This window comes from Streptomyces sp. NBC_01092 (assembly GCF_045039535.1).
Classification (GTDB): domain Bacteria; phylum Actinomycetota; class Actinomycetes; order Streptomycetales; family Streptomycetaceae; genus Streptomyces.
Genome location: NZ_CP108659.1, coordinates 2,466,457 through 2,491,465, shown reverse-complemented (window position 1 = coordinate 2,491,465; position 25,009 = coordinate 2,466,457). Strand labels below are relative to the sequence as shown.

Sequence of the window (25,009 nt, the reverse complement as noted above, 5' to 3'; positions counted from 1 at the left end):
GTGTGTGGCGTACGCCACACGCGTTCGTGTGGAGTCTGAGAGGTCCGCCACTCGGCGCCGACGGGGACTCGCGTACTCTGACGAGTCACTCGCCCTTAGTTGCGCGGGCCGGAGACCACCGCTCCTCTCCGGCCGAGTCGCGGGGAGTCCCCACCCCGTGTGCCCGCCGAGGGCGAGGAAACATCTGGGAGGTACGTACATGTCCGGGACGACCACGGCTGCCGCTGCGCTGCGCCGTCGGGCGGCCGGGGCCGGTGCCAACCGCTGGGTCGTCCTCGTCGTCCTCTGCGTCAGCCTGCTGCTCGTCGCCGTCGACGCGACCGTGCTCCATGTAGCGGTACCCGCCGTCACCGAGGACCTCCGCCCCGGCGCGATAGAACTGCTCTGGATCGTCGACATCTACCCGCTCGTCTGCGCCTCGCTGCTGATCCTCTTCGGCACGCTCGGTGACCGGGTGGGACGCAGACGCGTGCTGCTGCTCGGCTACGCCCTCTTCGGCGTCGCCTCCGGCCTGGCGGCCCTCGCGCACGACCCACAGGTGCTGATCCTGGCCCGCGCCCTGCTCGGCGTGGGCGGCGCGATGATCATGCCCGCGACTCTTTCGATCCTGCGCCAGGTCTTCCCCGACCGGCGCGAGCGGGCCCTCGCCATCGGCATCTGGAGCGCCGTGGCCGCGGTCGGCGCGGCGGTCGGACCGCTGCTCGGCGGCTTCCTCCTGGAGCACTTCTGGTGGGGCTCGGTCTTCCTCGTCAACATCCCGCTGATGCTGGTCAGCCTCCCGGTGGGCCGGCTGCTGCTGCCCGAGTCGAAGGGCGACGGCAAGGGGCCCTGGGACGTGGTCGGCGCGCTGCTCGCGGCGGGCGGGCTGTTCGGCGTCGTGCTGGGCGTGAAGCGGCTCGGCGGCGGCGAGCCGGCGGCGAGCCTGTTCACCCTGGTGCCGCTGGTGGTCGGCGCGGTGATGCTGGTCCTCTTCGTACGACGCCAGAAGCGGCGGGCGTATCCGCTGGTGGACCTCAAGATGTTCGCGCGACCGGCGTTCAGTACGTCCGTCGGGTGCATCGTGCTGGCCATGCTCGCGCTGGTCGGCCTGGAGCTGATCGCGGCGCAGTACCTCCAGCTGGTGCTCGGGCTGTCACCGCTGGAGACGGGCCTGAGGCTGCTGCCGCTGACCTTCGCCGCGATGGCGTCCGGGCTCGCGGGCGCGCGGATGCTGCGGCGGTTCGGGCCGCGGCGGATGGTGTGCGCCGGGTTCTGTCTGACGGCCCTCGCGGTGGTCGTGCTGACCGCCATGGGCGGCGAGGACAACCCCGGGCTGCTGCTGGTCGGGTTCGTGCTGCTGGGCTTCGGCCTGGAGACGACGCTCTTCGGGGCGTACGAGTCGATGCTGAGCGAGGCTCCGCAGGAGCAGGCCGGCGGGGCGGCGGCGATCGGGGAGACGTCGTACCAGCTGGGCGCCGGCATCGGCATCGCGCTGCTGGGCAGCGTGATGAACGCGGCGTACGCCCCCGGGCTGTCGACCGTGTCGGGTGTGCCGGCGTCGGCCTCAATGGCGGCCTCGCACTCGCTGGGGGAGGCCTACGAGGTCTCCGCGCAGCTGGGCGGGTCGGCGGGGGCGGCCCTGCGACACGCGGCGCGGAACTCCTTCGTGCACGGGCTGCATGTGACGTTGCTGGTGAGTGCGGGATTGTTGCTGCTGGGCGCGGTGATGGCGTTGCGGCTGCCGCGGACCATGCAGTGCGAGGCGCCCGCCGTGGAGTTGCCCAAGCCGAGGGAAGTCGCGGAGTCCCGCGTCTCGGCTTGACCGAGCGTTCTCAGTCGCGTACTGGACGTGCGGGACGCCGCGTCGTAGCGTCGGCCGCACAGTCCTGACTAGCGGTGCTAGTTTTAGTCGTTGCCGGAGGGTCTCCCATGTCCGCGTCCTCGAAGTTGCCCCCGTTCGACCCCGCCGACCCCCTCGGCATCGACGACCTCCTGGAACCCGAGGATCTGGCCATCCGGGGCACCGTGCGGGAGTGGGCCGTGGATCGGGTCGTGCCGTATGTCGCCGACTGGTACGAGAAGGGCGAGCTGCCGGGGATTCGTGAGCTCGCCCGGGAGCTCGGGGAGATCGGCGCGCTCGGAATGTCCCTCGACGGGTACGGGTGCGCCGGGGCCTCCGCCGTGCAGTACGGGCTCGCCTGTCTGGAACTGGAGGCCGCCGACTCCGGCATCCGGTCCCTGGTCTCCGTGCAGGGATCCCTCGCCATGTACGCCATTCACCGGTTCGGCAGCGAGGAACAGAAGCAGGCGTGGCTGCCCCGCATGGCCTCCGGTGAGGTCATCGGGTGCTTCGGGCTGACCGAGCCCGACCACGGGTCCGACCCCGGCTCCATGCGGACGTACGCGAAGCGGGACGGCTCCGACTGGGTGCTGAACGGGCGGAAGATGTGGATCACCAACGGGTCCGTCTCCGGCGTCGCCGTCGTGTGGGCGCAGACCGACGAGGGGATCCGAGGGTTCGTCGTGCCGGCCGACAGCGCCGGGTTCTCCGCACCGGAGATCAAGCACAAGCTGTCGCTGCGCGCCTCCGTCACCAGTGAGCTCGTGATGGACGACGTACGGCTGCCGGCCGATGCGGTGCTGCCGGACGTCGTCGGGCTCAAGGGGCCGCTCAGCTGTCTCTCGCACGCCCGGTACGGGATCGTGTGGGGGGCCATGGGCGCGGCGCGCTCCTGTTTCGAGGCCGCCGTCGACTACTCGAAGACGCGGGAGCAGTTCGGCCGGCCGATCGGGGGCTTCCAGCTCACCCAGGCCAAACTCGCCGACATGGCGCTCGAACTGCACAAGGGGATTCTGCTCGCCCACCATCTGGGGCGGCGCATGGACGCCGGTCGACTGCGTCCGGAACAGGTCAGCTTCGGAAAGCTGAACAACGTCCGCGAGGCCATCGACATCTGCCGTACGGCGCGGACGATTCTCGGTGCCAACGGGATCTCGCTCGAATACCCCGTGATGCGGCACGCGACCAACCTCGAATCGGTGCTCACCTACGAGGGCACCGTCGAGATGCACCAGCTCGTGCTGGGCAAGGCACTCACCGGGCTCGACGCCTTCCGCTGACCCCACCAGGGGGCAGGGCCGGTGAACGGCCCTGCCTCAGCTCTGGTTGTAGAAGCCGTCCTCGCGGTGAGCCGCCCGCTCGCCGTTGATGATCTCCGTGTCGGCCGGGGTCAGCAGGAACACCCGGTTGGACACCCGGTCGATCGAGCCACGCAGGCCGAAGATGAGCCCCGCCGCGAAGTCGACGACACGCTTGGCGTCGGCCGGCTCCATGGCCGTGAGGTTCATGATGACCGGGACCCCCTCGCGGAACAGCTCGCCGATGGCGCGGGCGTCCCGGAAGCTGTCCGGAGTGACCGTGCCGATCCGGCGGCCCTTCTCCTCTGCGACGTCCGTGGCCACCTTGACCCGCGGGTCGGTGACCCAGGCCTCCCCGGGCTCGGTCCCCTCGGAGTAGTCATCGTCGTAGTAACGCTCGTCATCGTTGTCGTCAACGAGGCCCAGCCAGGCACTCGCCTTGCGCACCGATCCCATGGACGCCTCCTCTCACAGCGGTCTCTTTCCCTTTCCGCATCCCTATGGTCATCCATGATGCGGACCTCACGCCAAGTGGATAGACGCCGCGCGGGGGGTTTGTGACGGTACTGGTGCACAGCGAATACGTCGAGAGCCCGTGTCCCCCAAGGGGCATGCCACGTACGGCTGCTGACTGTGAGTGAAATATGATTCTTCACGGCGTATGGGTGATGTGGGGTGCGTACGGGTGAACGAGAAGCCGTGGCCATCGAAACGCCGGCCGGTACGATGCGGCAGCTCAGCGTCGTAGTTGCGTCGTAAGAACCTCGGGGGAGCGTCATGTTCGGAATAGTCAGGCCCTGTCGTCATCGTCTCGGCGAGAGCCTTGCAGGCCAATGGATGGCGCATTTGTGCGGGCTGTGCCTCTCGTTGCGCGGGGACCATGGTCAGTTCGCGCGGATCGTGACGAACTACGACGGGCTCCTCATCTCCGTTCTGACGGAGGCTCAGGCCCAGAAGGACAGTGGACTGAGGCGTACGGCGGGACCGTGCCCGTTGCGGGGGATGCGCACCGCGTCCGTCGCGCAGGGTGAGGGCGCTCGGCTCGCCGCTGCCGTCTCGCTGGTGCTCGCCTCGGCCAAGGTGCGTGACCATGTCGCCGACGGGGACGGGCTGCTGGCCCGCAGGCCGGTGGCGCTCGCCGCGCGCCGGGTGGCCGCGGGGTGGGGTGCGGCGGGTGCCCGCAGCGGCTCGGCCGTCGGGTTCGACACCGCCGTACTGGTCGACGCCGTGGACCGGCAGGTCGGCATCGAGACGCTCGCCGGGATCGGGACGCCGATCCTCGCTGTGACCGAGCCGACCGAGACGGCGACCGCCGCCGCCTTCGCGCACACCGCGATCCTGGCCGGACGGCCGCACAACGCCGAACCGCTCGCCGACGCCGGGCGCCTGTTCGGACGGCTGGCGCACCTCCTGGACGCCGTGGAGGACCGGGCGGCCGACGCCGAGGCGGGTGCGTGGAACCCCCTCACCGCGACCGGGACCTCGCTCGCCGAGGCGCGACGGCTCGCCGACGACGCCGTGCACGGAGTGCGGCTGGCGCTGCGCGAGGTGGAGTTCACGGATGCGGGGCTCGCCCACCTCCTGCTCGTGCACGAGCTGCGGCGCTCGGTGGACCGGGCGTTCGGCACGGTGCCGACCTGTTCGTCGCACGCGTCGCATGCGTCCCATCAGCCCGGGCCCTATGGGCAGCCGCCGCAGCAGCCGCAGCCGGGGCCTTATGGGGCGACGCAGAATCCGTATGCCGTCGGTGGGAATCCCTACGCCGGTGGTGGGGGAGTGCCCGGCGGTGGCGCCGGTGGAGGCGGCGGTGGCGGTGGTGACTTCGGCGGGTTCGGCGGTGGGCCGGCCCCGCAGCCGCCGAAGGGGCGGCGTGGGTTCTGGGCCGGCTGCGGGATGTTCTGGCTGCTGTGCTGCACCTGCAAGCTGTGCTGCGCGAAGGAGTACGAGGGCCCGTGGTCCCGCAAGAAGCGCGAGGGCTGCTGCCGTGACTGCGACTGTGACGGGTGCGACTGCTGCTGCCCCTGCGACGGTTGCTGAGCCGCGCTGAGCCGCATATCGACACCGTCCCGCGCCCCTCGCGGGGGGCGCGGGCGCAATGCCGCGGAATGCGTCGGCGCCGGTTACTTCCGGACATCCGTGATGCGAGGACCGCGCCGTCCATGGTCAACCGCGCCATGTTGCCGCTCCGCGCCTTCGCCGGCCACTTCGTGCGCCCCTTTCCGCCACCTGGCAACATGCCGACCTCGCTGCCGCCGCGCAGGAGCGCAAGCTGCGCCGACCGGCTCTGACCGGCTCTGACCGGGGCAGGAGCGGTCAACTCGCACAGATGGTTCAAAGATTGACGGCCGAAAGGCGCCCTTGCGCCGACCGGTCGTTCGACCGAATACTCCCCCTCAGCGCTTGTCAGGGGCACGGCATGTCCGAAATCCGGACTTTCGCTCGTCTGACTGCGCCTCACGGGCCCCGACCCCACGCGGGCCCCCAACTCCCCTTGGAGGGAACGAAAAGTGAGGATCAAGCGCACCACCCCCCGCAGTGGCATCACGAGACGGACCCGGCTGATCGCCGTATCCACCGGCCTCGTGGCCGCAGCCGCGATCGCGATCCCCAGCGCGACCGCCGCGGAGACTCCCGCCACCTTCAGTGCCGCCCAGCTCAAGAGCGCCAGCGGCTCCGTGCTGAAGGCCGACATCCCCGGCACCGCCTGGGCCGTCGACAGCAAGACCAACCGTGTCACCGTGACCGTGGACTCCACGGTCTCCCAGGCGGAGATTGCGAAGATCAAGGAGCAGGCGGGCGGCAATGCCGACGCGCTCACGATCAAGCGGACCGCCGGCAAGTTCAGCAAGTTCATCCAGGGCGGCGACGCCATCTATGCGAGTAGCTGGCGCTGCTCGCTCGGCTTCAACGTCCAGGACAGCAGCGGCACCCAGTACTTCCTGACCGCCGGCCACTGCACCGACGGCGCCGGCACCTGGTACTCCAACTCCGGCCGCACCACGGTCATCGGCTCGACCGCCGGCTCCAGCTTCCCGGGCAACGACTACGGCATCGTGCGCTACTCCGGTTCCGTCAGCCGGCCCGGCACCGCGAACGGCGTGGACATCACCCGCGCGGCCACGCCCAGCGTGGGCACCACCGTCATCCGTGACGGCTCCACCACCGGCACGCACAGCGGCCGGGTCACCGCCCTGAACGCCACCGTCAACTACGGCGGCGGCGACGTCGTCGGTGGCCTGATCCAGACCACGGTCTGCGCCGAGCCCGGCGACTCCGGCGGTTCGCTCTACGGCAGCAACGGCACCGCGTACGGTCTGACCTCCGGCGGCAGCGGCAACTGCAGCTCCGGTGGCACGACCTTCTTCCAGCCGGTCACCGAGGCCCTCAGCGCGTACGGGGTCAGCGTCTACTGACGTCCGGCGGACATCGGTAGCGATACGGCCTGACCAGTAAATAGCAGCCAGCAGCATGTGAGCCCCCGCACGCAACTGCCGTGCGGGGGCTCGCCCTTGGTCGCTCCGCGGGGTTACCGTCGACGGACAGGCAGTACTCCCCCTGTAATGCGCCCATGTCGGACCCTGGGGGTCGGTGATGGTCGAGGAGCTGGTGGCGGCGGGAGTGACGCTCGCGTCCGCCGCAGTCGTGTATGTGGCGGCGGCCGCGCGCGTCGTCAAGCAGTACGAACGGGGGGTGGTCTTCCGTCTCGGGAAGCTCCGGTCCCAAGTGCGCGGGCCCGGCTTCACGTTGATCGTTCCGGGCGTCGACAAGCTGCGCAAGGTGAACATGCAGATCGTGACGATGCCCGTGCCCGCGCAGGAGGGCATCACACGGGACAACGTCACGGTCCGGGTCGACGCCGTCGTCTACTTCAAGGTCACCTCACCGGCCGAGGCGATCGTACGGGTGGAGGACTACCGGTTCGCGGTCTCGCAGATGGCGCAGACCTCGCTCAGGTCCATCATCGGCAAGAGCGAGCTGGACGATCTGCTGTCCAACCGCGAAAAGCTCAACCAGGGGCTGGAGTTGATGATCGACAGCCCGGCGATCGAGTGGGGCGTGACGATCGACCGGGTCGACATCAAGGACGTGTCACTGCCCGAGACCATGAAGCGGTCGATGGCGCGGCAGGCGGAGGCCGATCGGGAGCGGCGGGCGCGGGTCATCAACGCCGACGCGGAGCTCCAGGCCTCGAAGAAGCTGGCGGAGGCGGCTCATCAGATGGCCGATGCGCCGGCCGCCCTTCAGTTGCGGTTGCTGCAGACGGTGATGGCGGTGGCGGCCGAGAAGAACTCCACCTTGGTGTTGCCGATTCCGGTGGAATTGCTGCGTTTTCTGGAGAAAGGTGCGCAAGTTGCGCCCTCCGTGCGGGAACCGGCGAGGGGGGCACAGCGGCCGGAGTCTGTTGAATCGCGGACCGCACAGGATGAACTCCCCTCGGGTGACGACCGCTTGGATGTGGACGTCTGAGGGTGATTTCAAGACAGGAGTAGACCTCACACGCTGCTTATGGTTCGCTCGCTTGCGGTATTTGCTGAGCGAAGAGAGCGGGTGTGACTGTGCACGGTCAAGGCGATGGGGGCGCGCAACCGTGTTCTACGCGCGTCCTGAAGTCGGCCTTGTGTGCTCCCTTCGAACCTAGGAATAGTGAACCTTGTTCAACCGGCACGGGCGTGGCTTTTGTTGTGCGTCGCCTCCGTAGCCGTACGCCTTCCGGTCCGGCGAGGTCCCCACAACCTCTCGGGCCGACCCCCCACAGGAGGACGTAAGTTGAAGCACCGACGCATACCCAAGCGGCGTGCAGCCGTGGCAGGTGCGGGCATCGCCGCACTGGTTGCCGCGGGAGTTACCTTGCAGAGTGCGAACGCCAGTGAGACGCCTGAGGCGTCCGCGCCGAAGACCCTGTCGATCGGCGCGGCCGGAAAGCTCGCCTCGACGCTGGCGAAGGACCTCGGCGGTGACGCCGCGGGCACGTACTACGACGCGCAGACCAAGAACCTTGTGGTGAACGTCCTCGACGAGGTCGCGGCCGACGCGGTCGAGGCCGCCGGCGCCAAGGCGCGGGTCGTCGAGAACTCGCTCGCCGAGCTCAAGAGCGCCCGTACGACGCTCAAGCAGGACGCGACCATTCCCGGCACCGCCTGGGTGACGGACCCTTCGACCAACAAGGTCGTCGTCACGGCTGACCGTACGGTCTCCAAGGCCGAGTGGGCCACGCTCGGCAAGGTCGTCGACGGACTGGGTGCCAAGGCGGAACTGAAGCGGTCGAAGGGGGAGTTCAAGCCCTTCATCGCGGGTGGTGACGCCATCACCGGTGGCAGTGGCCGTTGCTCGCTCGGCTTCAACGTCGTCAAGGGCGGCGAGCCGTTCTTCCTGACCGCCGGGCACTGCACCGAGGGCATCACGGACTGGTCGGACGCGGACGGCAACGCGATCGGCACCAACGAGACGTCCAGCTTCCCGGACAACGACTACGGGCTGGTCAAGTACACCGCCGAGGTGGACCACCCGAGTGAGGTCAACCTCTACAACGGCTCCTCGCAGGCCATCAGCGGGGCCGCCGAGGCGACCGTCGGCATGGAGGTCACCCGCAGCGGGTCGACCACGCAGGTGCACGACGGCAAGGTCACCGGGCTCGACGCCACCGTGAACTACGGCAACGGTGACATCGTCAACGGGCTGATCCAGACCGACGTCTGCGCCGAGCCGGGTGACAGCGGCGGCTCGCTGTTCTCCGGTGACAAGGCGATCGGGCTCACCTCCGGCGGTAGCGGTGACTGCACCTCCGGTGGGGAGACGTTCTTCCAGCCGGTGACCGAGGCGCTGTCTGCCACGGGTACCGAGATCGGCTGACGCCTTCGTCGTTGCTTTGCGGAGTCCCGTCCCTCGTGTGGGGGGCGGGGCTTTCGCGTTTGCCTGCGGCGCCGTTCATGTGCCGTTCATGTGCCGGCAGGTGCGCCGGCCGGCGGCTTTGCGCGCTCCTTGCCGCGCAGGGTTCCCGCCAGGAGTGTGACCACGATCCCCGCGGCCGCCCATGCGGAGAGGACCAGTAGGGAGTCGGTCACGTCGTTGCCTCTGAAGTAGGCGATCGAGCGTGCCGCCCAGGTGCCCGCGCCCGGTGGCAGGGCCGGGCCGATGTCCCGCCAGAACGGTGGGAGCAGTGGGGGTGGCAGGGCGCCGCCCGCGCTCGGGTTGCCGAGGATCACCACGACCAGGATGGCCAGGCCGATGCCGGCCAGGCCGAAGATGGCCTGGAAGGCGAGCGTGGCCGCGCCCACCGCGAAGACGATCAGGGCGCCGAGGCCCCAGAGGCCGGCGATGCTGCCCGGCAGGCCGTTCAGGATCGGGCCGACGATCAGTGCGCCGCCCAGGCCGGTGACGATGGCGACGAGGGCCATGACGATGAGGCGGATCACCGAGCGTCTCGTGGTGGGGCGGCCGGAGCCCGAGCTGATCGTCATGATCGATGCGCAGAGATAGCCGCCCACGCACCAGCCCACGGTCAGGTAGAAGGACGTGAGGCCGTTGGCGTCCTGTGGGTCGGCCGGGGCCACGTCGATGGTGCGGAGCGTGCGGGCCTCGGATCTCTCCAGGGTGGCGACCAGGGACTCCAGGGTGGCGGCCAGCACCCTGCCGCCTCCGGTGGCGACCAGGAGGGTGTCGGTGGTGCTTGCCGGGTCGATCAGCAGGGCCCCGTCGATCTCGCGGTTCAGGATCTGGCTGCGGGCCGTCGCCGCGTCGGGCAGGGCGCGTGGGTTCAGGGGGTCGTCGGGCAGGTTCTGCAGGCGGGTCACCGTCTGCTGGGCGGCGACCTGGGGGGCCACGACTCCCAAGGGCACGTCCTTGGGCTTCGGGTCGTGGAGCGCGCCCACGTAGGAGGCGATGAAGAGCAGGGCGAGGATCACCGTGCCGGTCACGAGCACCGTGGCTCGTGGAGTGACTGCGTCCTTCACTTCGGCGAGGAAGGGGCTGTGGGGGGTGTCGGCGCCGGTGGTCTGCGTCATGCCCCCACGGTCCGGGGCACGGGGTGTTTGCGCAGGTGGGAGGCGGCCGAACGGATGTCGCACGAGTGTTCGAGAAACGGTCCGGAAATGGTCTATGGTGGGGGTGGGAGAGTTGGGAACTGATGTTCGAGTGCCGGTGTTCGAGTGCCGGTCCCGGACTCACTGATGCGGGAGGTGCGTGTGTCGGGCTTCGCGCATCTGCACACCGTCTCCGGGTTCTCCCTGCGGTACGGCGCCTCGCACCCGGAGCGGCTGGCCGAGCGTGCCTCCGAGCGGGGCATGGACGCCCTGGCTCTCACCGACCGTGACTCACTCGGGGGTGCGGTCCGGTTCGCCAAGGCCTGTGCGAAGGCGGGCGTACGTCCGTTGTTCGGTGTGGGGCTGGCGGTGGAGGAGTTCGGGCTTTCGGGGGCGGGGGAGACCGGGCGGCGTCGGGCTCCGGTGCGCGGGGGTGCCTTTGTGGACGAGTCGACACCCCGGGTCACCTTTCTCGCCCGGGACGGGGCCCGCGGGTGGGGCGATCTGTGCCGAATCGTTTCGGCCGCGCATGCCGGGGAGGGGCCGCCGATGCTGCCCCGGGAGGGCAACCGGGGGGACGGCCTGACCGTCCTGCTCGGGCCCGACTCCGACGTCGGACGTGCGCTCGCCGCCGGCCGTCCCGATCGGGCGGCCCGGCTGCTCGTGCCCTGGCGGGAGGTCTACGGCGATGCCCTGCGGCTGGAGGCCGTCTGGCACGGGCGCAAGGGCACCGGTCCTGGCTCGCTGCGGCTGGCCGCCCGTACCGTCGGCTTCGCCGCCGAGCAGCGGGTACGGCCCGTGCTGAGCAACGCCGTCCGGTACGCCGACCCCGGCCTCGGGCCGGTCGCCGATGTGCTGGACGCCGCGCGACGGCTCGTGCCCATCGACGCCACCAAGGAACTGGACTCCGGTGAGGCCTGGCTCAAGGACGCGGGCGAGATGGCGCGGGTCGCCGAGCGGGTCGTCGAGGCCGCGGGTTTCCGGCGCGACACCGCGCACCGGCTGCTGGAGCAGACCGGGGCGGCCGCCGCCGAGTGCCTCGTCGACCCCGAGGACGATCTCGGCATCGGCACCGTCCACTTCCCCGAGCCGCATCTCGTCGGGGCCGGGGCGCGCACCGCTCAGCGGGCGCTCGCCTCGCGGGCGGTGGCGGGCATGGTGCTGCGCGGCTATGACGGGCGGCGGGCGTACTGGGAGCGGGTGCACCAGGAGCTGGACATCATCGCCCACCACGGGTTCGCCTCCTACTTCCTGACGGTCGCTCAAGTCGTCGACGACGTAAGGAAGATGGGGATCCGGGTGGCCGCGCGTGGCTCCGGTGCGGGGTCGCTCGTCAATCATCTGCTGGGCATCGCGCACGCCGACCCCGTGGAGCACGGGCTGCTGATGGAGCGCTTCCTGTCCAAGCGCCGGCCGGTGCTGCCCGACATCGACATCGACGTGGAGTCCGCGCGGCGGCTGGAGGTCTACCGCGCGATCATCGACCGGTTCGGGACGGAGCGGGTCGCCACCGTCTCCATGCCGGAGACCTATCGGGTGCGGCACGCGATCCGGGACGTGGGTGCGGCCCTGTCCATGGACCCCGCCGACATCGACCGGATCGCCAAGTCCTTCCCGCACATCCGCGCACGGGACGCCCGGGCGGCGCTGGAGGAGCTGCCCGAGCTGCGGCAACTGGCCGGGGAGCGGGAGCGGTACGGCAAGATGTGGGAGCTGGTCGAGGCGCTCGACGCCCTGCCGCGCGGCATCGCCATGCATCCGTGCGGGGTGCTTCTGTCCGACGCCTCCCTGCTCTCCCGTACGCCCGTCATGCCGACCAGCGGCGAGGGCTTCCCCATGTCGCAGTTCGACAAGGACGACGTCGAGGACCTCGGGCTGCTCAAGCTCGACGTGCTGGGCGTACGGATGCAGTCGGCGATGGCGCACGCGGTCGCGGAGGTGGAGCGGGTCACGGGGGAGCGGATCGACCTGGACGGGGTGCGGGAGGGGGATCCGGCGACCTATCGGCTCATCCGGTCCGCCGAGACCCTGGGCTGCTTCCAGATCGAGTCGCCCGGCCAGCGGGACCTGGTCGGACGGCTCCAGCCGGCCACCTTCCACGATCTCGTCGTCGACATCTCGCTCTTCCGGCCCGGGCCGGTCGCCGCCGACATGGTGCGGCCGTTCATCGAGGCCCGGCACGGGCGGGCGCCCGTCCGCTACCCGCACCCGGATCTGGAGGAGCCGCTGCGGGAGACGTACGGGGTCGTCGTCTTCCACGAGCAGATCATCGACATCGTGCACATCATGACCGGCTGTGGGCGCGACGAGGCCGACCGGGTGCGACGCGGTCTCTCCGACCCGGAGTCGCAGGGGCGGATCCGGGTGTGGTTCGCGCAGCACGCGGCGTCGAACGGGTACGACGCGGAGACCATTCGGCGGACCTGGGAGATCGTCGAGGCCTTCGGGTCGTACGGCTTCTGCAAGGCGCACGCGGTCGCCTTCGCCGTGCCGACCTATCAGTCGGCCTGGCTGAAGGCCCACCATCCGGCCGCCTTCTACGCGGGGCTGCTCACGCACGACCCCGGGATGTACCCGAAGCGGCTGCTGCTGGCGGACGCGCGGCGGCGCGGGGTGCCGATCCTGCCGTTGGACGTGAACGCGTCCGGGATCGCACACCGTATCGAACTGGTGTCTGAATCAGAGGGGTCGGAGAGGGCCGGGAAGGGATCCGGAGGTCCGGGAAAGGCGTGGGGGCTGCGGCTCGCCCTCTGCGACGTGCACGGCATCAGCGAGGCCGAGGCGGCGCGGATCGCGGACGGGCAGCCGTACGCCTCGCTGCTCGACTTCTGGGAGCGGGCCCGGCCCAGCCGTCCGCTGGCCCAGCGGCTCGCGCAGGTCGGCGCGCTGGACGCCTTCGGGGCCAACCGGCGAGATCTGCAACTGCATCTGACCGAACTGCACCGGGGCGCCCGCAGCGGTGGCGGCGGGCAACTCCCGCTGGCCGGCGGGCGGAAGACGGCCGCGGCCGGGCTGCCCGACCTCACCTCGGCGGAGCGGCTCAGCGCCGAGCTGGGGGTGCTGTCGATGGACGCCTCGCGCAACCTGATGGACGATCACCGGGCGTTCCTCGACGAGTTGGGCGTCGTCTCCGCGCGGCGGCTGCGCGATGCCCGGCACGGCGAGACCGTGCTGGTCGCGGGCGCCAAGGCGGCCACCCAGACACCGCCGATCCGGTCCGGCAAGCGGGTCATCTTCAGCACGCTGGACGACGGGACGGGCCTGGTCGACCTCGCCTTCTTCGACGACTCGCACGACGCGTGCGCCCATACGGTCTTCCACTCCTGGCTGCTGCTGGTGCGCGGGGTCGTGCAGCGGCGCGGGCCGCGCAGTCTGAGCGTGGTGGGGTCCGCCGCCTGGAACCTCGCCGAGCTGATCGAGCTGCGCGCCGAGGGCGGCCTGGACGTGGTGGCGGCGCGGCTGGCGGAGCCGGTGGCGGCGCCGACGGGGGACGACGGGGATCCGGCGCACGGCCGGCGAATCCAGATGCCCACCGGATACGAACTGAACCCGTGGGCCGATCTGCGCCCTGCGGGCCAAGAGCCTTCACAGGTACGGAAGTTGTGGCACCAGAGTCCGGGGAGTGCGGGATGACCATCCTCTGCGTACGTTTCCAGCTGCCGCCGATGTACGAGGCGGCCCTGCCCGGGCTGCTCGGGCTGCTGGAGGACTTCACGCCGGTCGTCGAGGCGCTGCCACCGGACGGGGCGCTGGCCGATCTGCGCGGTGCCGAGCGGTACTTCGGGCGCGACGCGGTCGAGCTGGCGTCGGTGATCCGGGTGCGCGCCCTCGCCCACCACGGGGTCGACTGCGCGATCGGCGCCGGGCCCGGCCCGATGCTGGCCCGCGTGGCGCTGCGGGACGCGCGGCCCGGGGTGACATGTGCCGTGCCCGAGGAGCCGGACGCCGTCGCGGACTTCCTCGCCGACAAGCCCGTCGCCGCACTGCCCGGCATCGGTGCCGCGACCGCCCGCACCCTGTGCGAGTACGGCCTCGACACCCTCGGCCTGGTCGCCGCCGCACCGCTGTCCACACTCCAGCGGCTGATCGGCGCGAAGGCCGGGCGTGAGCTGCGCGAGAAGGCGAGCGGAGTCGACCGGGGCCGGGTCGTCCCGAACGGCGTGTCGCGGTCGCTGGCCACCGAACGTCCCTTCAACCGCGACGAACTGGACCCCGACCGGCACCGCCGCGCCCTGCTCTCGGCCGCCGAGGAACTGGGCGCCCGGCTGCGTGCCCTCGACAAGGTCTGCCGCACCCTGACCCTCACCGCCCGCTACGCCGACCGCTCCTCGACGACCCGCACCCGCACCCTGAAGGAGCCGACGGCCCACTCGGCGGCGCTGACCAGGGTGGCGTACGGCATGTACGAGGCGCTCGGCCTCCAGCGCGCCCGGGTGCGCGCCCTCGCCCTGCGCGCCGAGGGGCTCGACCCCGCCGAGCAGGCCTCCTATCAGCTCACCTTCGACCCGCTGGACGAAAAGGCCCGCCGTATCGAGGAGGTCGCGGACCGCGCGCGAGCGAAGTTCGGGCCGCGTGCGGTGATGCCGGGGTCGCTGGCCGCGTAGTCCCTCTTGCGCGCGGGTCAGTTGGCCCACGGCGGCGTGATGACCGTGCCGTCGGCCAGCTCCGCCGTCAGGCCGATGGACGTGGTGACCCAGGTGACGGCGGTCCGCTCGGTCGGGTTCTCGACGGTCAGGGTCGCGCCGGGGTTGATGATCAGGGTGTCGCCCGCGGTGATCCGGTCGGTGCGGTCGTCGAGCGTGATCAGCAGCTCGCCGTCGAGCAGGTGCAGGATCTCCTCCCGGTTGACGGTGTGGGCGGGCGCCTTGGTCCCCGCCGGGATCTCGCCGCGCCAGGCGCACAGCTCCTTGCTGCCGGCGCCGGGGGTGGCGTACGAGACGAAACGGGCGCCGTGGATCTCGTGGGTGACGGCGTCGGACGATCGGATCACGGGCATGGATGCCTCCTGTGGAAGATGGTCAAGCAGCTTGACTATATGCACATATGGTCAAGCCGCTTGACCGATTCGTCAAGGGTGTTTCAATGCCTGCGTGCAGAACTCCGAAGCCATGGCCCTGTCCGCCGCGCTGCTCGCCGTCGCCGGTGAGCTCACACAACGCATCCATGACGGCGTGGTCGCCCGGGGTTTCGAGGGGCTCAGGCCCGCGCACGGATTCGCCTTCGCCCGGCTCGCCCCGGACGGCGCCACCGCCACGGACCTCGCCGTCCATCTCGGGGTGACCAAGCAGGCCGCGAGTCAGCTCGTGGACGAGATCGTGCGCAAGGGGTACGCCGAGCGCCGGCCGCACCCCGATGACGCGCGAGCCCGGCTGGTCGTGCTGACCGAGCGGGGGTGGGCCTGTACGCGTGCTGCCGAGGAGGCGGCCGCGGATGTCGTCCAGGCCTGGGCCGCGGTGCTGGGTGACAGGGAAGTGGTGGCGCTGTCACGTCAATTGGTGCGCATCGCGCCCAATGGTCCCATCAAGCCCGCCTGGTGATGGTTCATCAGTGGATGTGACCCACCACTGACTATCACTGGAAGTTTTTACTGACGCGTAACTTCACACGTCTGCTACTCACCCGTAACTTGACGAGTGAACAGCATCCTCGTGATCCGGATCACAGGGCGTAAGGCCGTCGCAACTCCCTTGAGCCGCAAGGAGATCACACGATGCTGCCCTGGAAACGAGTGCTCAGACCTCTTGCCGCACTGCTGCTGACCGCCGCGGTCGCCGTCGTCCCCGCCACCACCGCCCAAGCCGCCGAAACGGCGGCGGCATCCAGCAGCGGCTGGAACGACTACTCCTGCAAGCCGTCCGCCGCCCACCCCCGCCCCGTCGTCCTCGTGCACGGCACCTTCGCGAACTCCGTCGACAACTGGCTGGGACTCGCGCCCTACTTGAAGAACCGCGGTTACTGCGTCTTCTCCCTCGACTACGGCCAGCTGCCGGGCGTGCCGTTCTTCTACGCCCTCGGCCCCATCGACAAGTCGGCCGAGCAACTGTCCGCCTATGTCGACAAGGTGCTCGCCGCGACCGGCGCCGCCGAGGCCGACCTGGTCGGCCACTCGCAAGGCGGCATGATGCCCCGCTACTACCTCAAGTTCCTCGGTGGCGCGGGCAAGGTGAACGCCCTGGTCGGCATCGCGCCCAACAACCACGGCACCACCCTGTCGGGGTTCACCAACCTGCTGCCGTACTTCCCCGGCGCGCAGGACCTGCTCACCGCGGCCACCCCCGCCCTCGCCCAGCAGGTCGTCGGATCCGAGTTCATGACCAAGCTCAACGCGGGCGGCGACACCGTCCCCGGAGTGCGCTACACGGTCATCGCCACCAAGTACGACGAGGTGGTCACGCCGCATCGGACCCAGTTCCTGACCGGGCCCGACGTGAAGAACGTGCTGATCCAGGATCTGTGCGCGGTCGACATCTCCGAGCACGCGCTTCTGGGTCTGACCGACCGCATCGCCTTCCACGAGGTGGCCAACGCGCTCGACCCGGCCCACGCCAGCCCCACCACCTGCCTGTCCGCGATCAGTTGAGCGCCTGACCGCGGGGCACACCGCCGGGGCCTGACCGGCCTGAGCCGCCGTTCAGGCCCCGGAGTCCTTACGTCAGCGGCTGTGACGCCCGCCGCCGGCCGCCCGCCTGCGCACCGAGGCGAACAGCACAGCCGAACCCAGCGCCAGCGTCGCCGCACCGCCCATCGCGACATACGCCGTGCTGCTGTCCCCGCCGGTCTCGGCGAGGTTCTCGGTGGCACCGGCCGCCTTCGGCTCGTTGGCCGGGGTGGCGGACTGCTCCTCCTCGGCCGCCGCGGCCGGCTCCGCCGACGTACCGGCGTCCTGGTCGCCGTGGCCGTGGTGCTCGATCGTCGACTGGTCGGCACCGGCCTCGATCTGCTCCTCGGAGGGCGCGGAGGCGCTCGGCGCCACCGAGGCCTCGCCGCCGGCGCCGGTGTCGCTGCCGGAGCTGCCGTTGTCGCTGCTGCCACCGCCCGAGCTGCCGCTGCCGCCGCCGAAGGTGACGTCCGAGCAGGAGTAGAACGCCTCCGGGCTGTCCGAGCGCTGCCAGACCGCGTACAGCAGCTGCTTGCCGGAACGCTGAGGCAGGGAGCCGGAGAACGTGTAGAAGCCGCCCGAGGCCGCCGGGTCGGTGACCGTCGCCACCGGGTTCGCCAGGTCCAGGTCGCCCCAGGCCAACGGCTTCGCGGGGTCGTGACCCGCCTTGGTGATGTACACCTTGAAGGTGCCCTTGTGCGGGGCGGTCACACGGTACTTGAAGGTGTACGACCCGCTGCTCACGCTCGTCGCCGGCCAGTCGGCGCGGGCCAGGTCGAGGCCCTTGAACTCCTCGCTGTTCGCGCTGCACAGCTTGCCGTCCGGGATCAGCTCCTGGTGGCGGCCTGCCGCGTCGCCTATGCGGATGCCGTTCCAGTCGTAGAGGGCCTGAGTGCCGCCCGCCGCGACCGCCGCCTTGCACGCGTCGGACTTCGGGCTCTCCGGGCCCTCCGCGTAGCACTGCGAGACCCGGCTGACCGGGTCGCCCATCGAGCCGTGCGCCGAGGCGGGCGCGGCGGCGAGGGCGGTCAGGGCGAGCGGGGTCAGGCCGAGAGCGGCGACGGCGGCGGCCTTGCGGCGTGCGGACATGGAAGATCTCCTCAAGGGGCCTGATGCATGGGGTGAATCCCGTGGGGGCGATCAGAAACTAGCCCGAGGAGGCCGCGAAATCGCCTGCTGGAGGCGGGTGAAGGCGATCTTTAGGGTCGTCTTAAGGGAGTGCTCAGACTGAGATCAGGTAGGGAGCGTGCGCACCATGACCAACGAGGAGATCCGGCCCGCCACGGCCGCCGACGTACCCGCCGTGAAGGCGGTGACGGACGCGGCCTACTCGCGCTACATCGAGCGCATCGGGCGGGTTCCGTTGCCCATGGAGGCGGACCACGCGGCGAACGTGGCCGCGGGGCGGGTGTTCGTGACGGGGGATCCCGTGATCGGGCTCGTGGTGGTCGAGGTGTACCAGGACCATCTGTTCCTCGACAGCATCGCCGTCCACCCCGACGCCCATGGCCGGGGTCTGGGGCGACGGCTGCTGCACTTCGTGGACGCACGCGCGCGTGCGCTCGGCCTGCCCGAGGTCAGGCTCTACACGAACGCCCTGATGTGGGAGAACCAGAAGATCTACCCGAAGTACGGCTATGAGGTCGTCGAGCGGCGGGTGGAGGGCCCGTACGACCGGGTCCACTACCGCAAGCGGCTCGTCTGACGCGTCTCAGCCTTCCGGCCACCACGTTCGTGCGATGTCCTTGCGGACCTCCGGTCGTCCCGAGGGGCGCTCTTCGGCCTCCTCCTGGACGCGGCGGGCGTCGGACTGCCTCTTCAGGGGCTTGTGCACGGTTACATGGCGCATGGCTGCCTCCTTCAGGGCCCACCGAGTTCCGCGTTTCTTACCGGGGGTAGACCCTTTCGGGGAGAGTTCCTCATCGGTGTCGGCCCTGTCAGTGGCGGCTGTCACGATCCGGACTGTCAGTGGCGGGTGTCACTCTTGGCGGCATGACCGACATGACGAACGGTGACCACACCATCACGCCGGCGGACACGGACTGGGACGCGGCAGCCGCCACCTTTGACGACGAGCCGGACCACGGCCTGCGCGACGCCGAGGTGCGCCAGGCATGGGCCTCCCGGCTGCGGTCCTGGCTGCCCGAGCGCGCCTGCGACGTCCTCGACCTGGGCTGCGGCACCGGCAGCCTCTCGCTCCTCGCGGCCGAGCAGGGACACCGGGTCACGGGCGTGGACCGGTCCCCGGCGATGGTGGACCTCGCCCGCGCCAAGCTCGCCGGGCGTGACGCGGCGTTCCTCGTCGGCGACGCGGCGGCGCCACCGGTGGGGGAGGAGCGGTTCGACGTACTGCTCGTACGGCATGTCCTGTGGGCGCTGCCCGACCCGGGCCGGGTCCTGCGGCACTGGCGCGGGCTGCTGCGCCCAGGAGGCCGGTTCGTGCTGGTCGAGGGCGTGTGGGGGACGGCTGCTCCCTCGGCCGGGATACCGGCGGACCGGCTCACCGATCTCCTCGCACCGCTCGTCGGGGACGTGCGCGTGGAGCCGCTGTCGGACGACCGGCCGCTGTGGGGGAAGGCGGTCGACGACGAGCGGTACGCCGTGGTGGCGACGGCGTGACCGAGTGGCCGTGGCCTAGAGCTCCACGGCGGGACTAGGGCCTGTCCGGCGGATCATGCCGGCGTCGCGGGGGCTGGCACGCCCTCCCCCAGAGGGGGGACCCCCAGCCGCGTTGTCGTCGGTTGCCGACTCCCCCACTCTCGACTCCGCTCGAGCGGGGGGACCCCCATCGCGTCGACGCCCTCCTCCGCCTTGCAGCTGGACGCACCAGCCCCCGCTCACCTGCGCTGATGAGATGCCGTTCCTTGCAGCCGGCTTGATCCGCCGGACAGGCCCTAGGCCAGCAGTGACTCCAGGCCGCCCTCGACCCTGGCGAACGCCTCCAGCTCGTCGAGAGCCGCCATCGCCGCGGCAGCCGCCTCGGGGTCCGACTCCGCCAGGCCGCTCTCGGCGAACTCGTCCTCGTCCAGGCGGCGTACGTCCGTGCCGTCGGCCGAGCGCCACAGGTCCAGGTCGAGGTCCTCGACGACCAGCTCGCCGCCGGACAGCGTGGCCGGGCGGGTGATGTCGCAGTACCAGCCCTTGAGGGCGCCCGTGGCGGCGCGGACCTCCTTCACGGCGTACCAGCGGTCGCGCCAGTAGTACTCGGTGAAGACATCGCCCGGCGCGAAGCGCACGAAGCCGAAGTCGCGGACGCCGGCGCCGGACCAGGGGGCGCGCACGGCGATGCGGGTGCCGTCGTCGCCGACCAGTTCGGCCGCGTAACGGATCTTGGTGCGGCCGGCCTTGACGAGCACCACGTCGAGTGAGCGTGGCCGCTCAGCCGAGTTCGCGGACATGGCGGACCTCCGTCGCACAGATCTCGTACCCGAACCAGAAGTTGATCGCCAGCATGGGCTCATTGTCGGTGTCGTTGCCGGTGAGCGCCTCCTGGTAGCCGGCCGCGCGGGCACGGTGCAGGGAGGCGTTCTTGGCGAGCTTGGCCAGGCCCCGGCCGCGGAAGGCGCGGGCGGTGCCGGTCATCGCCGTGGAGATGGGGGTCCCCCCGCTCGAGCGAAGTCGAGAGTGGGGGAGGGTGGCGCGGTCGGTGAAGGCGGAGCTGAAGGCGGCGGGACGGCCGTCGACGAGCGCGACCGTCGCCAGGTCCCGGTCGAGCAGCGGGTGCTTCCAGGTCTCCTCGAGCCAGGTCTCGTACTCGGTGAACTCGGCTGTGACGTCGCTCGGTTCGTCCGACACGGTCTCCGCGTCCAGCTCGAACAGCGGGCGCGGGTCGTCCGCGAAGTCGGCGAAGGTGCGCAGCTCGACGCCGGGCGGGGGGTCCTGGAGCGGTTGCAGGGCGCCGTTCACCAGGTCCAGGCGCAGGAAGTGGGCGGAGCGGCTGGCGCGATAGCCGTGCCGCTCGGCGAAGGTGCGGTTGCCCGGCTCGTCGAGGACCCAAGAGAACAGCTTGGTCGCGCCCAGCGAGGTCAGGTGCTCCTCGGCGGCGCGGACGAGGAGCTCGCCGGCGCCGCGGCGCGTGCGGTCCGGCCGCACATAGACGTTGAGGTAGCCCTGGCCGGGCTCCGGGCTGTCGTACGCCATGCCGACCTGGGCCGTGCCGATCGTCTCGCCGTCCTCCTCCGCGACGAGGGAGCGGTAGTGGGCGTCGGGATGGGTGTGGGCCTGGCGGTGTCTGATGCCGTCCGGGGTCCACAGGACGTAGGGGAGAGCGAGGTGGCGGCTGTGGGCGAAGCGCTCGACGTCGGCGGGTACTTCGGGGCGCAGGTCGCGCACGGTCACGGTCATGACGGCGCACGCTACGGGGGGATGCGCGCGGATGCCTCTCATTTTCCGTCGGGTACGGGACAATCGGCCTGTGACCTTGAAGATCCACATCGACGACAGTGCCGCGCCCTACGAGCAGGTGCGGGCGCAGATCTCCGAGCAGGCGCGGTCGGGGGTGCTGCCGGTGGGGTACCGGCTGCCGACCGTGCGGGGGCTGGCTCAGTCGCTGGGCCTGGCGGCCAACACGGTCGCCAAGGCCTACCGGGCGCTGGAGAGCGACGGGGTGATCGAGACGCGCGGGCGCAACGGCACGTTCGTGGCTGCCGCCGGCTCGGCCGCGGAGCGTGAGCTCGCCTCGGCCGCTCAGGCCTACGTGGAGCGGGCCCGGCGGTTGGGGTCGGACGAGAAGGCGGCGCTGGCCGCGGTGCGCGATGCCCTGCGGGCGGCCTACGAGGGGTAGTCAGCGGCGTGCGGCGAACCCCGGCGTGCGGGTCACCGTGAGGCCCGCCCGTGTCGCCGTCCTCCCGAAGGCCGTCGCGTCCGCCACCGCCGCCCCGCCGGGGTCGTTGTTGAAGTACGCGTACAGGTCCTCGGCGTCGGACCAGGTGGTCGCGATGCGGTCGACCCAGGTCTCCAGGGAGCGCCGGCCGTAGCGCGGCCAGGGGCGGGCGCGGCCCTCGTGGAAGCGGACGTAGCCCCAGTCGGTGGTGCGCCACAGCGGGGTCACCGGGTGGGCCTGGACGTCGGCCCAGCACAGGGCGGCGCCCCGGGACTCCAGCACCTTGCGGATCTCGCGTGTCCACCAGGACTCGTGGCGGGGCTCGACCGCGATCCGCGTCCCGGACGGGAAGCAGGCCAGGCAGGCGTCCAGGAGGGCGGGGTCGGCGCGCAGGGTCGGCGGGAGCTGGAGGAGGACCGGCCCCAGGCGGTCGCCCAGGCCCGCCGCGTGGGACATCAGACGGTGCACCGGCTCCTCGGGATCCCTGAGCCGCTTGATGTGGGTGAGATAGCGGCTCGCCTTCACCGCGACCACGAAGTCCCGTGGCACCCGCTCACGCCAGGCCTCGAAGTTCTCCCGCGTGGGCAACCGGTAGAACGCGTTGTTGATCTCCACCGTGGCGAAGTGCCGCGTGTACTCCTCCAGCCACAGCCGCACGGGCACATCGGCGGGGTAGAGGGCACCCCGCCAGTCCCGGTACTGCCACCCCGACGTCCCGACGAACAGGGTCATACGACCATGAAAGCACCGGAGGGCTAGAGGTACAGCCCCGCGTCCGCCCCCTCCCGGGGATCCGGCACCGACGTCGGGGACGTGCCCCGCTTCAGTGCGTACAGCTCCGCCAGCGTGGCGCCCTCCCGGCCGACGCCGTCCTCCGCGCCCAGCCAGCTCACCGCCTCGCGGCGGGTCAGCGGCCCCACCTCGATACGGGCCAGACAGCGGCCGGGGCGGACGACGGCGGGGTGGAGGCGCTCCAGGTCCTCGTTCGTGGTGACACCGACCAGGACATTGCGGCCCTGGCCCAGCAGGCCGTCCGTCAGGTTCAGCAGCCGCGACAGCGCCTGGCCCGCGGTGTGCTTCGCCTCGCCGCGGATCAGCTCGTCGCAGTCCTCCAGGAGCAGCAGCCGCCAGCGGCCCTTGCCCGTCGAGTCGTCCTCGCCGATCGCGATGTCCATCAGATAGCCGACGTCGCTGAAGAGCCGCTCCGGGTCCAGGACGCAGTCCACCTGGCACCAGTCCCGCCAGGAGCGGGCCAGCGTCCGCAGCGCCGACGTCTTGCCGGTGCCCGGCGGGCCGTGCAGCAGGAGCAGACGGCCCGCGATGTCCTCAGGGGTCGTCTTCATCAGGCGGTCCATCGCGTCCGCCACCGGCGCGGTGTAGTTGGCCCGCACCTCGTCCCAGGTGCCCGCCGAGATCTGCCGGGTCGTGCGGTGCGGGCCGCGCCTGGGGGAGACGTACCAAAAGCCCATGGTCACGTTCTCCGGCTGCGGCTCGGGCTCGTCCGCCGCGCCGTCCGTCGCCTCGCCCAGTACGCGCTCCGCCAGCTCCTCGCTGGTCGCCGTCACGGTGACGTCGGCGCCCCGGTTCCAGCGGGAGATCAGCACGGTCCAGCCGTCGCCCTCCGCGAGCGTCGCGCTGCGGTCGTCGTCGCGGGCGGTGCGCAGCACACGGGCGCCCGGCGGCAGCAGCGTCGCGCCGGACCGTACGCGGTCGATGTTCGCCGCGTGCGAGTACGGCTGCTCGCCCGTCGCGAAGCGGCCGAGGAACAGCGCGTCGACGACGTCGGACGGCGAGTCGCTGTCGTCGACGTTGAGCCGGATCGGCAGAGCGTCGTGTGGGTTCGCAGACATGCGGCCATGATCCGGCACGCGGCGCCCCCGTGCACCCGGTTTCCCCGCCACGTCCCGCCAACGGTGCACGTCCGGTGCGTGCGTCGTATTCCCGGCGCGTGCCCGCGGGCTGTTACAGGACCGTGTGGAGCCGAAACCTGCCCGAGCGCCCATGACCCCCGTTACCGTTGTCCTTGATGGGACGTCATGGGTGGAATTCGGGGACACGGCGGTGGCGGCTCACCGCGCTGCTCGGCGTGGGCGCGGTGGCTCTGGCCCTGGTCGTGACCCTCCTCAACACGCTTCCGGGGAACGGCGTGAACACCGACGGCACCTCACAGGACGGCGACCGGCCGCACGGCACCCCGACCGCCACCCCGAACGCGACGAATCCGGAGGTGGGCTGGGGCTTCACCCATACCCAGCACAGCGCCGACGAGGGCGCCTCCGCCGCCGTCAAGCGCGTCGAGGGACGCCTCGCGGACGCCGGGGGACTGCCGCAGATCCAGCACATCATGGGCTGGGGCGCCGACAACCCCGAGCCGGTCAGAGGGCGTTACGACTTCGAGGCGATGGACCGCCGCATCGACTTCGTCCGCGCCTCCGGCAGCACCCCGGTCGTCACCCTGTGCTGCGCCCCCGACTGGATGAAGGGCGGCGAGGCCGGCGTCGACAACACGAACTGGAACCAGGCCGCCCTGGAGACGGCGCCCGATCCCGAGCACTTCGAGGACTTCGCCGCGCTCGCCGTGACCGTCGCCAAGCGCTACCCGGACGTACGCCACTTCATCGTCTGGAACGAGTTCAAGGGCTTCTGGAACGACGCCGAGGCCCGCTGGGACTACGAGGGCTACACCAAGCTGTACAACCTCGTCCACCGGGCACTGAAGAAGGTCAACCCGGACATCATGGTCGGCGGGCCGTACCTCGTGATGGACAGCGTCGACCCGCGCGCGGAAGAGGCCTCGACGGCGCTGAAGGGCCCCTGGGGCGCCCTGGACCAGCGCATCGTCGACGCCTTCGGGTACTGGAACGAGCACAAGGCCGGCGCCGACTTCGTCGTCGTGGACGGCTCCAGCTACACCCGGGACGACGAGCTCCTGCCCGACGAGTTCACGGCCACCGACAAGTTCACGGCGGTGGGCCGGTGGGTGCGCAGGCAGACCGGTGATCTTCCACTGTGGTGGGCGGAGTACTACGTCGAGCCCGCCGACGGCAACGACGACCGCAAGGGCTGGTCCGAGGCCCGCCGCGTCGCCGTCCAGGCCGCCGGGATGATGGCGCTCGCCAAGGGCGGTGCCACGTCCGCCTTCTACTGGAACCCGGAGGAGGAGAAGGGCACCGACTGCCCCGGCTGTCTGTGGACGCCGACCGACACCGCGGGCGGCGGCGAGAAGCTGCCCATGTACGACCTCGTCGCAAGGTTCGGCAAGGAGTTCCGGCCGGGGACCGCGTACAGGTCGGTGTCCGTGGACAAGCCCGACGTCCGGGTCCTGGCCACGGACGAGGTGATCCTCGTCGTGAACACCCGCGACCGGCAGACCGGCGCGCAGATCGACGGCGAGAAGGTGGAACTACAGGCGTACGAGGTCAAGTGGCTGGGGCGCTGAGCCACTCGACCTCC

At 70.9% G+C, this 25,009-nt stretch carries 23 protein-coding genes; 14 read left to right on the top strand and 9 right to left on the bottom strand.

The annotated features are described in order from the left end of the window. Positions 1–199 precede the first annotated feature (199 nt). Positions 200–1,801, top strand: coding sequence for an MFS transporter (locus tag OG254_RS10940; RefSeq protein WP_405580033.1), 1,602 nt, complete (start codon positions 200–202; stop codon positions 1,799–1,801). 107 nt (positions 1,802–1,908) lie between these two features. Then, positions 1,909–3,099 (top strand): acyl-CoA dehydrogenase family protein, encoded by a 1,191-nt coding sequence (locus tag OG254_RS10935; protein WP_405580030.1) that lies wholly within the window; start codon positions 1,909–1,911, stop codon positions 3,097–3,099. 36 nt (positions 3,100–3,135) lie between these two features. On the opposite strand, the gene OG254_RS10930 is transcribed toward OG254_RS10935, so the two are convergent. Next, positions 3,136–3,573, bottom strand: a complete 438-nt coding sequence (locus OG254_RS10930) for a cell division protein SepF (RefSeq protein ID WP_351199381.1) — start codon at positions 3,571–3,573, stop codon at positions 3,136–3,138. Between the two features lie 321 nt (positions 3,574–3,894). On the opposite strand from OG254_RS10930, the gene OG254_RS10925 reads away from it, so the two are divergent. From OG254_RS10925 to OG254_RS10910, 4 genes are all read left to right on the top strand, one after another. Next, on the top strand, positions 3,895–5,154 hold the full coding sequence (locus OG254_RS10925) for a DUF5685 family protein (protein ID WP_405580027.1): 1,260 nt from the start codon (positions 3,895–3,897) through the stop codon (positions 5,152–5,154). Between the two features lie 470 nt (positions 5,155–5,624). Further along, entirely contained in the window at positions 5,625–6,530 is a 906-nt protein-coding gene (locus OG254_RS10920; RefSeq protein ID WP_351199385.1) for a S1 family peptidase, read from the top strand. Positions 6,531–6,708: 178 nt separating this feature from the next. Then, positions 6,709–7,584 (top strand): slipin family protein, encoded by an 876-nt coding sequence (locus tag OG254_RS10915; protein WP_351199387.1) that lies wholly within the window; start codon positions 6,709–6,711, stop codon positions 7,582–7,584. A gap of 300 nt (positions 7,585–7,884) precedes the next feature. Next, positions 7,885–8,967: a S1 family peptidase gene (locus OG254_RS10910; RefSeq protein WP_351199389.1), complete on the top strand. Its 1,083-nt coding sequence runs from the start codon at positions 7,885–7,887 to the stop codon at positions 8,965–8,967. An 86-nt stretch (positions 8,968–9,053) separates the two neighbouring features. Here OG254_RS10910 and OG254_RS10905 read toward each other — a convergent pair whose 3' ends face one another. After that, positions 9,054–10,118 carry a DUF3533 domain-containing protein gene (locus OG254_RS10905; protein ID WP_405580022.1) on the bottom strand — a complete coding sequence of 355 codons (1,065 nt, stop codon included), beginning with the start codon at positions 10,116–10,118 and terminating at the stop codon, positions 9,054–9,056. Between the two features lie 165 nt (positions 10,119–10,283). Here OG254_RS10905 and OG254_RS10900 point away from each other — a divergent pair, with 165 nt between their 5' ends. Together OG254_RS10900 and OG254_RS10895 are read left to right on the top strand one after the other, a co-directional pair. Next, the gene (locus OG254_RS10900; protein ID WP_405580019.1) at positions 10,284–13,769 is read left to right on the top strand and encodes a DNA polymerase III subunit alpha; all 3,486 of its coding nucleotides are present in this window, start codon (positions 10,284–10,286) and stop codon (positions 13,767–13,769) included. Beyond that, positions 13,766–14,740 (top strand): DNA polymerase thumb domain-containing protein, encoded by a 975-nt coding sequence (locus OG254_RS10895; protein WP_351199393.1) that lies wholly within the window; start codon positions 13,766–13,768, stop codon positions 14,738–14,740. Before OG254_RS10900 ends, OG254_RS10895 begins: the two co-directional genes overlap by 4 nt. Positions 14,741–14,757: 17 nt before the next feature. On the opposite strand, the gene OG254_RS10890 is transcribed toward OG254_RS10895, so the two are convergent. Further along, positions 14,758–15,132 (bottom strand): cupin domain-containing protein, encoded by a 375-nt coding sequence (locus OG254_RS10890; protein ID WP_405580015.1) that lies wholly within the window; start codon positions 15,130–15,132, stop codon positions 14,758–14,760. A gap of 94 nt (positions 15,133–15,226) precedes the next feature. Between OG254_RS10890 and OG254_RS10885 the strand changes: the two genes are divergently transcribed. Together OG254_RS10885 and OG254_RS10880 are read left to right on the top strand one after the other, a co-directional pair. Beyond that, entirely contained in the window at positions 15,227–15,673 is a 447-nt protein-coding gene (locus OG254_RS10885; RefSeq protein WP_405580012.1) for a MarR family winged helix-turn-helix transcriptional regulator, read from the top strand. A 173-nt stretch (positions 15,674–15,846) separates the two neighbouring features. After that, entirely contained in the window at positions 15,847–16,716 is an 870-nt protein-coding gene (locus OG254_RS10880; protein WP_405580009.1) for an esterase/lipase family protein, read from the top strand. Positions 16,717–16,788: 72 nt separating this feature from the next. On the opposite strand, the gene OG254_RS10875 is transcribed toward OG254_RS10880, so the two are convergent. Then, positions 16,789–17,823: a lytic polysaccharide monooxygenase gene (locus tag OG254_RS10875; protein WP_405580006.1), complete on the bottom strand. Its 1,035-nt coding sequence runs from the start codon at positions 17,821–17,823 to the stop codon at positions 16,789–16,791. A gap of 166 nt (positions 17,824–17,989) precedes the next feature. On the opposite strand from OG254_RS10875, the gene OG254_RS10870 reads away from it, so the two are divergent. Further along, positions 17,990–18,439 (top strand): GNAT family N-acetyltransferase, encoded by a 450-nt coding sequence (locus OG254_RS10870; protein ID WP_405580003.1) that lies wholly within the window; start codon positions 17,990–17,992, stop codon positions 18,437–18,439. 6 nt (positions 18,440–18,445) lie between these two features. Here the strand turns inward: OG254_RS10870 and OG254_RS10865 are convergent, their stop codons facing one another. Then, on the bottom strand, positions 18,446–18,583 hold the full coding sequence (locus OG254_RS10865) for a hypothetical protein (protein ID WP_405580000.1): 138 nt from the start codon (positions 18,581–18,583) through the stop codon (positions 18,446–18,448). Between the two features lie 152 nt (positions 18,584–18,735). Between OG254_RS10865 and OG254_RS10860 the strand changes: the two genes are divergently transcribed. Then, on the top strand, positions 18,736–19,353 hold the full coding sequence (locus OG254_RS10860; protein ID WP_405594930.1) for a class I SAM-dependent methyltransferase: 618 nt from the start codon (positions 18,736–18,738) through the stop codon (positions 19,351–19,353). Positions 19,354–19,628: 275 nt separating this feature from the next. Here the strand turns inward: OG254_RS10860 and OG254_RS10855 are convergent, their stop codons facing one another. Both OG254_RS10855 and OG254_RS10850 read right to left on the bottom strand, forming a co-directional pair. Next, on the bottom strand, positions 19,629–20,132 hold the full coding sequence (locus OG254_RS10855; protein WP_405579997.1) for a DUF402 domain-containing protein: 504 nt from the start codon (positions 20,130–20,132) through the stop codon (positions 19,629–19,631). Beyond that, positions 20,113–21,078, bottom strand: coding sequence for a GNAT family N-acetyltransferase (locus OG254_RS10850; protein ID WP_405579994.1), 966 nt, complete (start codon positions 21,076–21,078; stop codon positions 20,113–20,115). The genes OG254_RS10855 and OG254_RS10850 overlap by 20 nt, the downstream gene beginning before the upstream one ends. A 70-nt stretch (positions 21,079–21,148) precedes the next feature. Here OG254_RS10850 and OG254_RS10845 point away from each other — a divergent pair, with 70 nt between their 5' ends. Then, entirely contained in the window at positions 21,149–21,517 is a 369-nt protein-coding gene (locus OG254_RS10845; protein ID WP_405579991.1) for a GntR family transcriptional regulator, read from the top strand. Here OG254_RS10845 and OG254_RS10840 read toward each other — a convergent pair whose 3' ends face one another. Next, positions 21,518–22,288: a DUF72 domain-containing protein gene (locus OG254_RS10840; RefSeq protein ID WP_405579988.1), complete on the bottom strand. Its 771-nt coding sequence runs from the start codon at positions 22,286–22,288 to the stop codon at positions 21,518–21,520. 23 nt (positions 22,289–22,311) lie between these two features. Further along, the gene (locus tag OG254_RS10835; RefSeq protein WP_351199418.1) at positions 22,312–23,406 is read right to left on the bottom strand and encodes a DUF5925 domain-containing protein; all 1,095 of its coding nucleotides are present in this window, start codon (positions 23,404–23,406) and stop codon (positions 22,312–22,314) included. A gap of 176 nt (positions 23,407–23,582) precedes the next feature. On the opposite strand from OG254_RS10835, the gene OG254_RS10830 reads away from it, so the two are divergent. Further along, entirely contained in the window at positions 23,583–24,995 is a 1,413-nt protein-coding gene (locus tag OG254_RS10830; protein ID WP_405579986.1) for a GH39 family glycosyl hydrolase, read from the top strand. Positions 24,996–25,009 lie beyond the last annotated feature (14 nt).

Coding starts and splice junctions, on each gene's coding strand:
- OG254_RS10930 (WP_351199381.1), bottom strand. CDS start 3,573: ATGGGATCGGTGCGCAAGGCGAGTGCCTGGCTGGGCCTCGTTGACGAC.
- OG254_RS10905 (WP_405580022.1), bottom strand. CDS start 10,118: ATGACGCAGACCACCGGCGCCGACACCCCCCACAGCCCCTTCCTCGCC.
- OG254_RS10855 (WP_405579997.1), bottom strand. CDS start 20,132: ATGTCCGCGAACTCGGCTGAGCGGCCACGCTCACTCGACGTGGTGCTC.
- OG254_RS10880 (WP_405580009.1), top strand. CDS start 15,847: ATGCTGCCCTGGAAACGAGTGCTCAGACCTCTTGCCGCACTGCTGCTG.
- OG254_RS10890 (WP_405580015.1), bottom strand. CDS start 15,132: ATGCCCGTGATCCGATCGTCCGACGCCGTCACCCACGAGATCCACGGC.
- OG254_RS10895 (WP_351199393.1), top strand. CDS start 13,766: ATGACCATCCTCTGCGTACGTTTCCAGCTGCCGCCGATGTACGAGGCG.
- OG254_RS10870 (WP_405580003.1), top strand. CDS start 17,990: ATGACCAACGAGGAGATCCGGCCCGCCACGGCCGCCGACGTACCCGCC.
- OG254_RS10935 (WP_405580030.1), top strand. CDS start 1,909: ATGTCCGCGTCCTCGAAGTTGCCCCCGTTCGACCCCGCCGACCCCCTC.
- OG254_RS10830 (WP_405579986.1), top strand. CDS start 23,583: ATGGGACGTCATGGGTGGAATTCGGGGACACGGCGGTGGCGGCTCACC.
- OG254_RS10915 (WP_351199387.1), top strand. CDS start 6,709: ATGGTCGAGGAGCTGGTGGCGGCGGGAGTGACGCTCGCGTCCGCCGCA.
- OG254_RS10850 (WP_405579994.1), bottom strand. CDS start 21,078: ATGACCGTGACCGTGCGCGACCTGCGCCCCGAAGTACCCGCCGACGTC.
- OG254_RS10900 (WP_405580019.1), top strand. CDS start 10,284: ATGCGGGAGGTGCGTGTGTCGGGCTTCGCGCATCTGCACACCGTCTCC.
- OG254_RS10940 (WP_405580033.1), top strand. CDS start 200: ATGTCCGGGACGACCACGGCTGCCGCTGCGCTGCGCCGTCGGGCGGCC.
- OG254_RS10840 (WP_405579988.1), bottom strand. CDS start 22,288: ATGACCCTGTTCGTCGGGACGTCGGGGTGGCAGTACCGGGACTGGCGG.
- OG254_RS10925 (WP_405580027.1), top strand. CDS start 3,895: ATGTTCGGAATAGTCAGGCCCTGTCGTCATCGTCTCGGCGAGAGCCTT.
- OG254_RS10835 (WP_351199418.1), bottom strand. CDS start 23,406: ATGTCTGCGAACCCACACGACGCTCTGCCGATCCGGCTCAACGTCGAC.
- OG254_RS10860 (WP_405594930.1), top strand. CDS start 18,736: ATGACGAACGGTGACCACACCATCACGCCGGCGGACACGGACTGGGAC.
- OG254_RS10865 (WP_405580000.1), bottom strand. CDS start 18,583: ATGCGCCATGTAACCGTGCACAAGCCCCTGAAGAGGCAGTCCGACGCC.
- OG254_RS10875 (WP_405580006.1), bottom strand. CDS start 17,823: ATGTCCGCACGCCGCAAGGCCGCCGCCGTCGCCGCTCTCGGCCTGACC.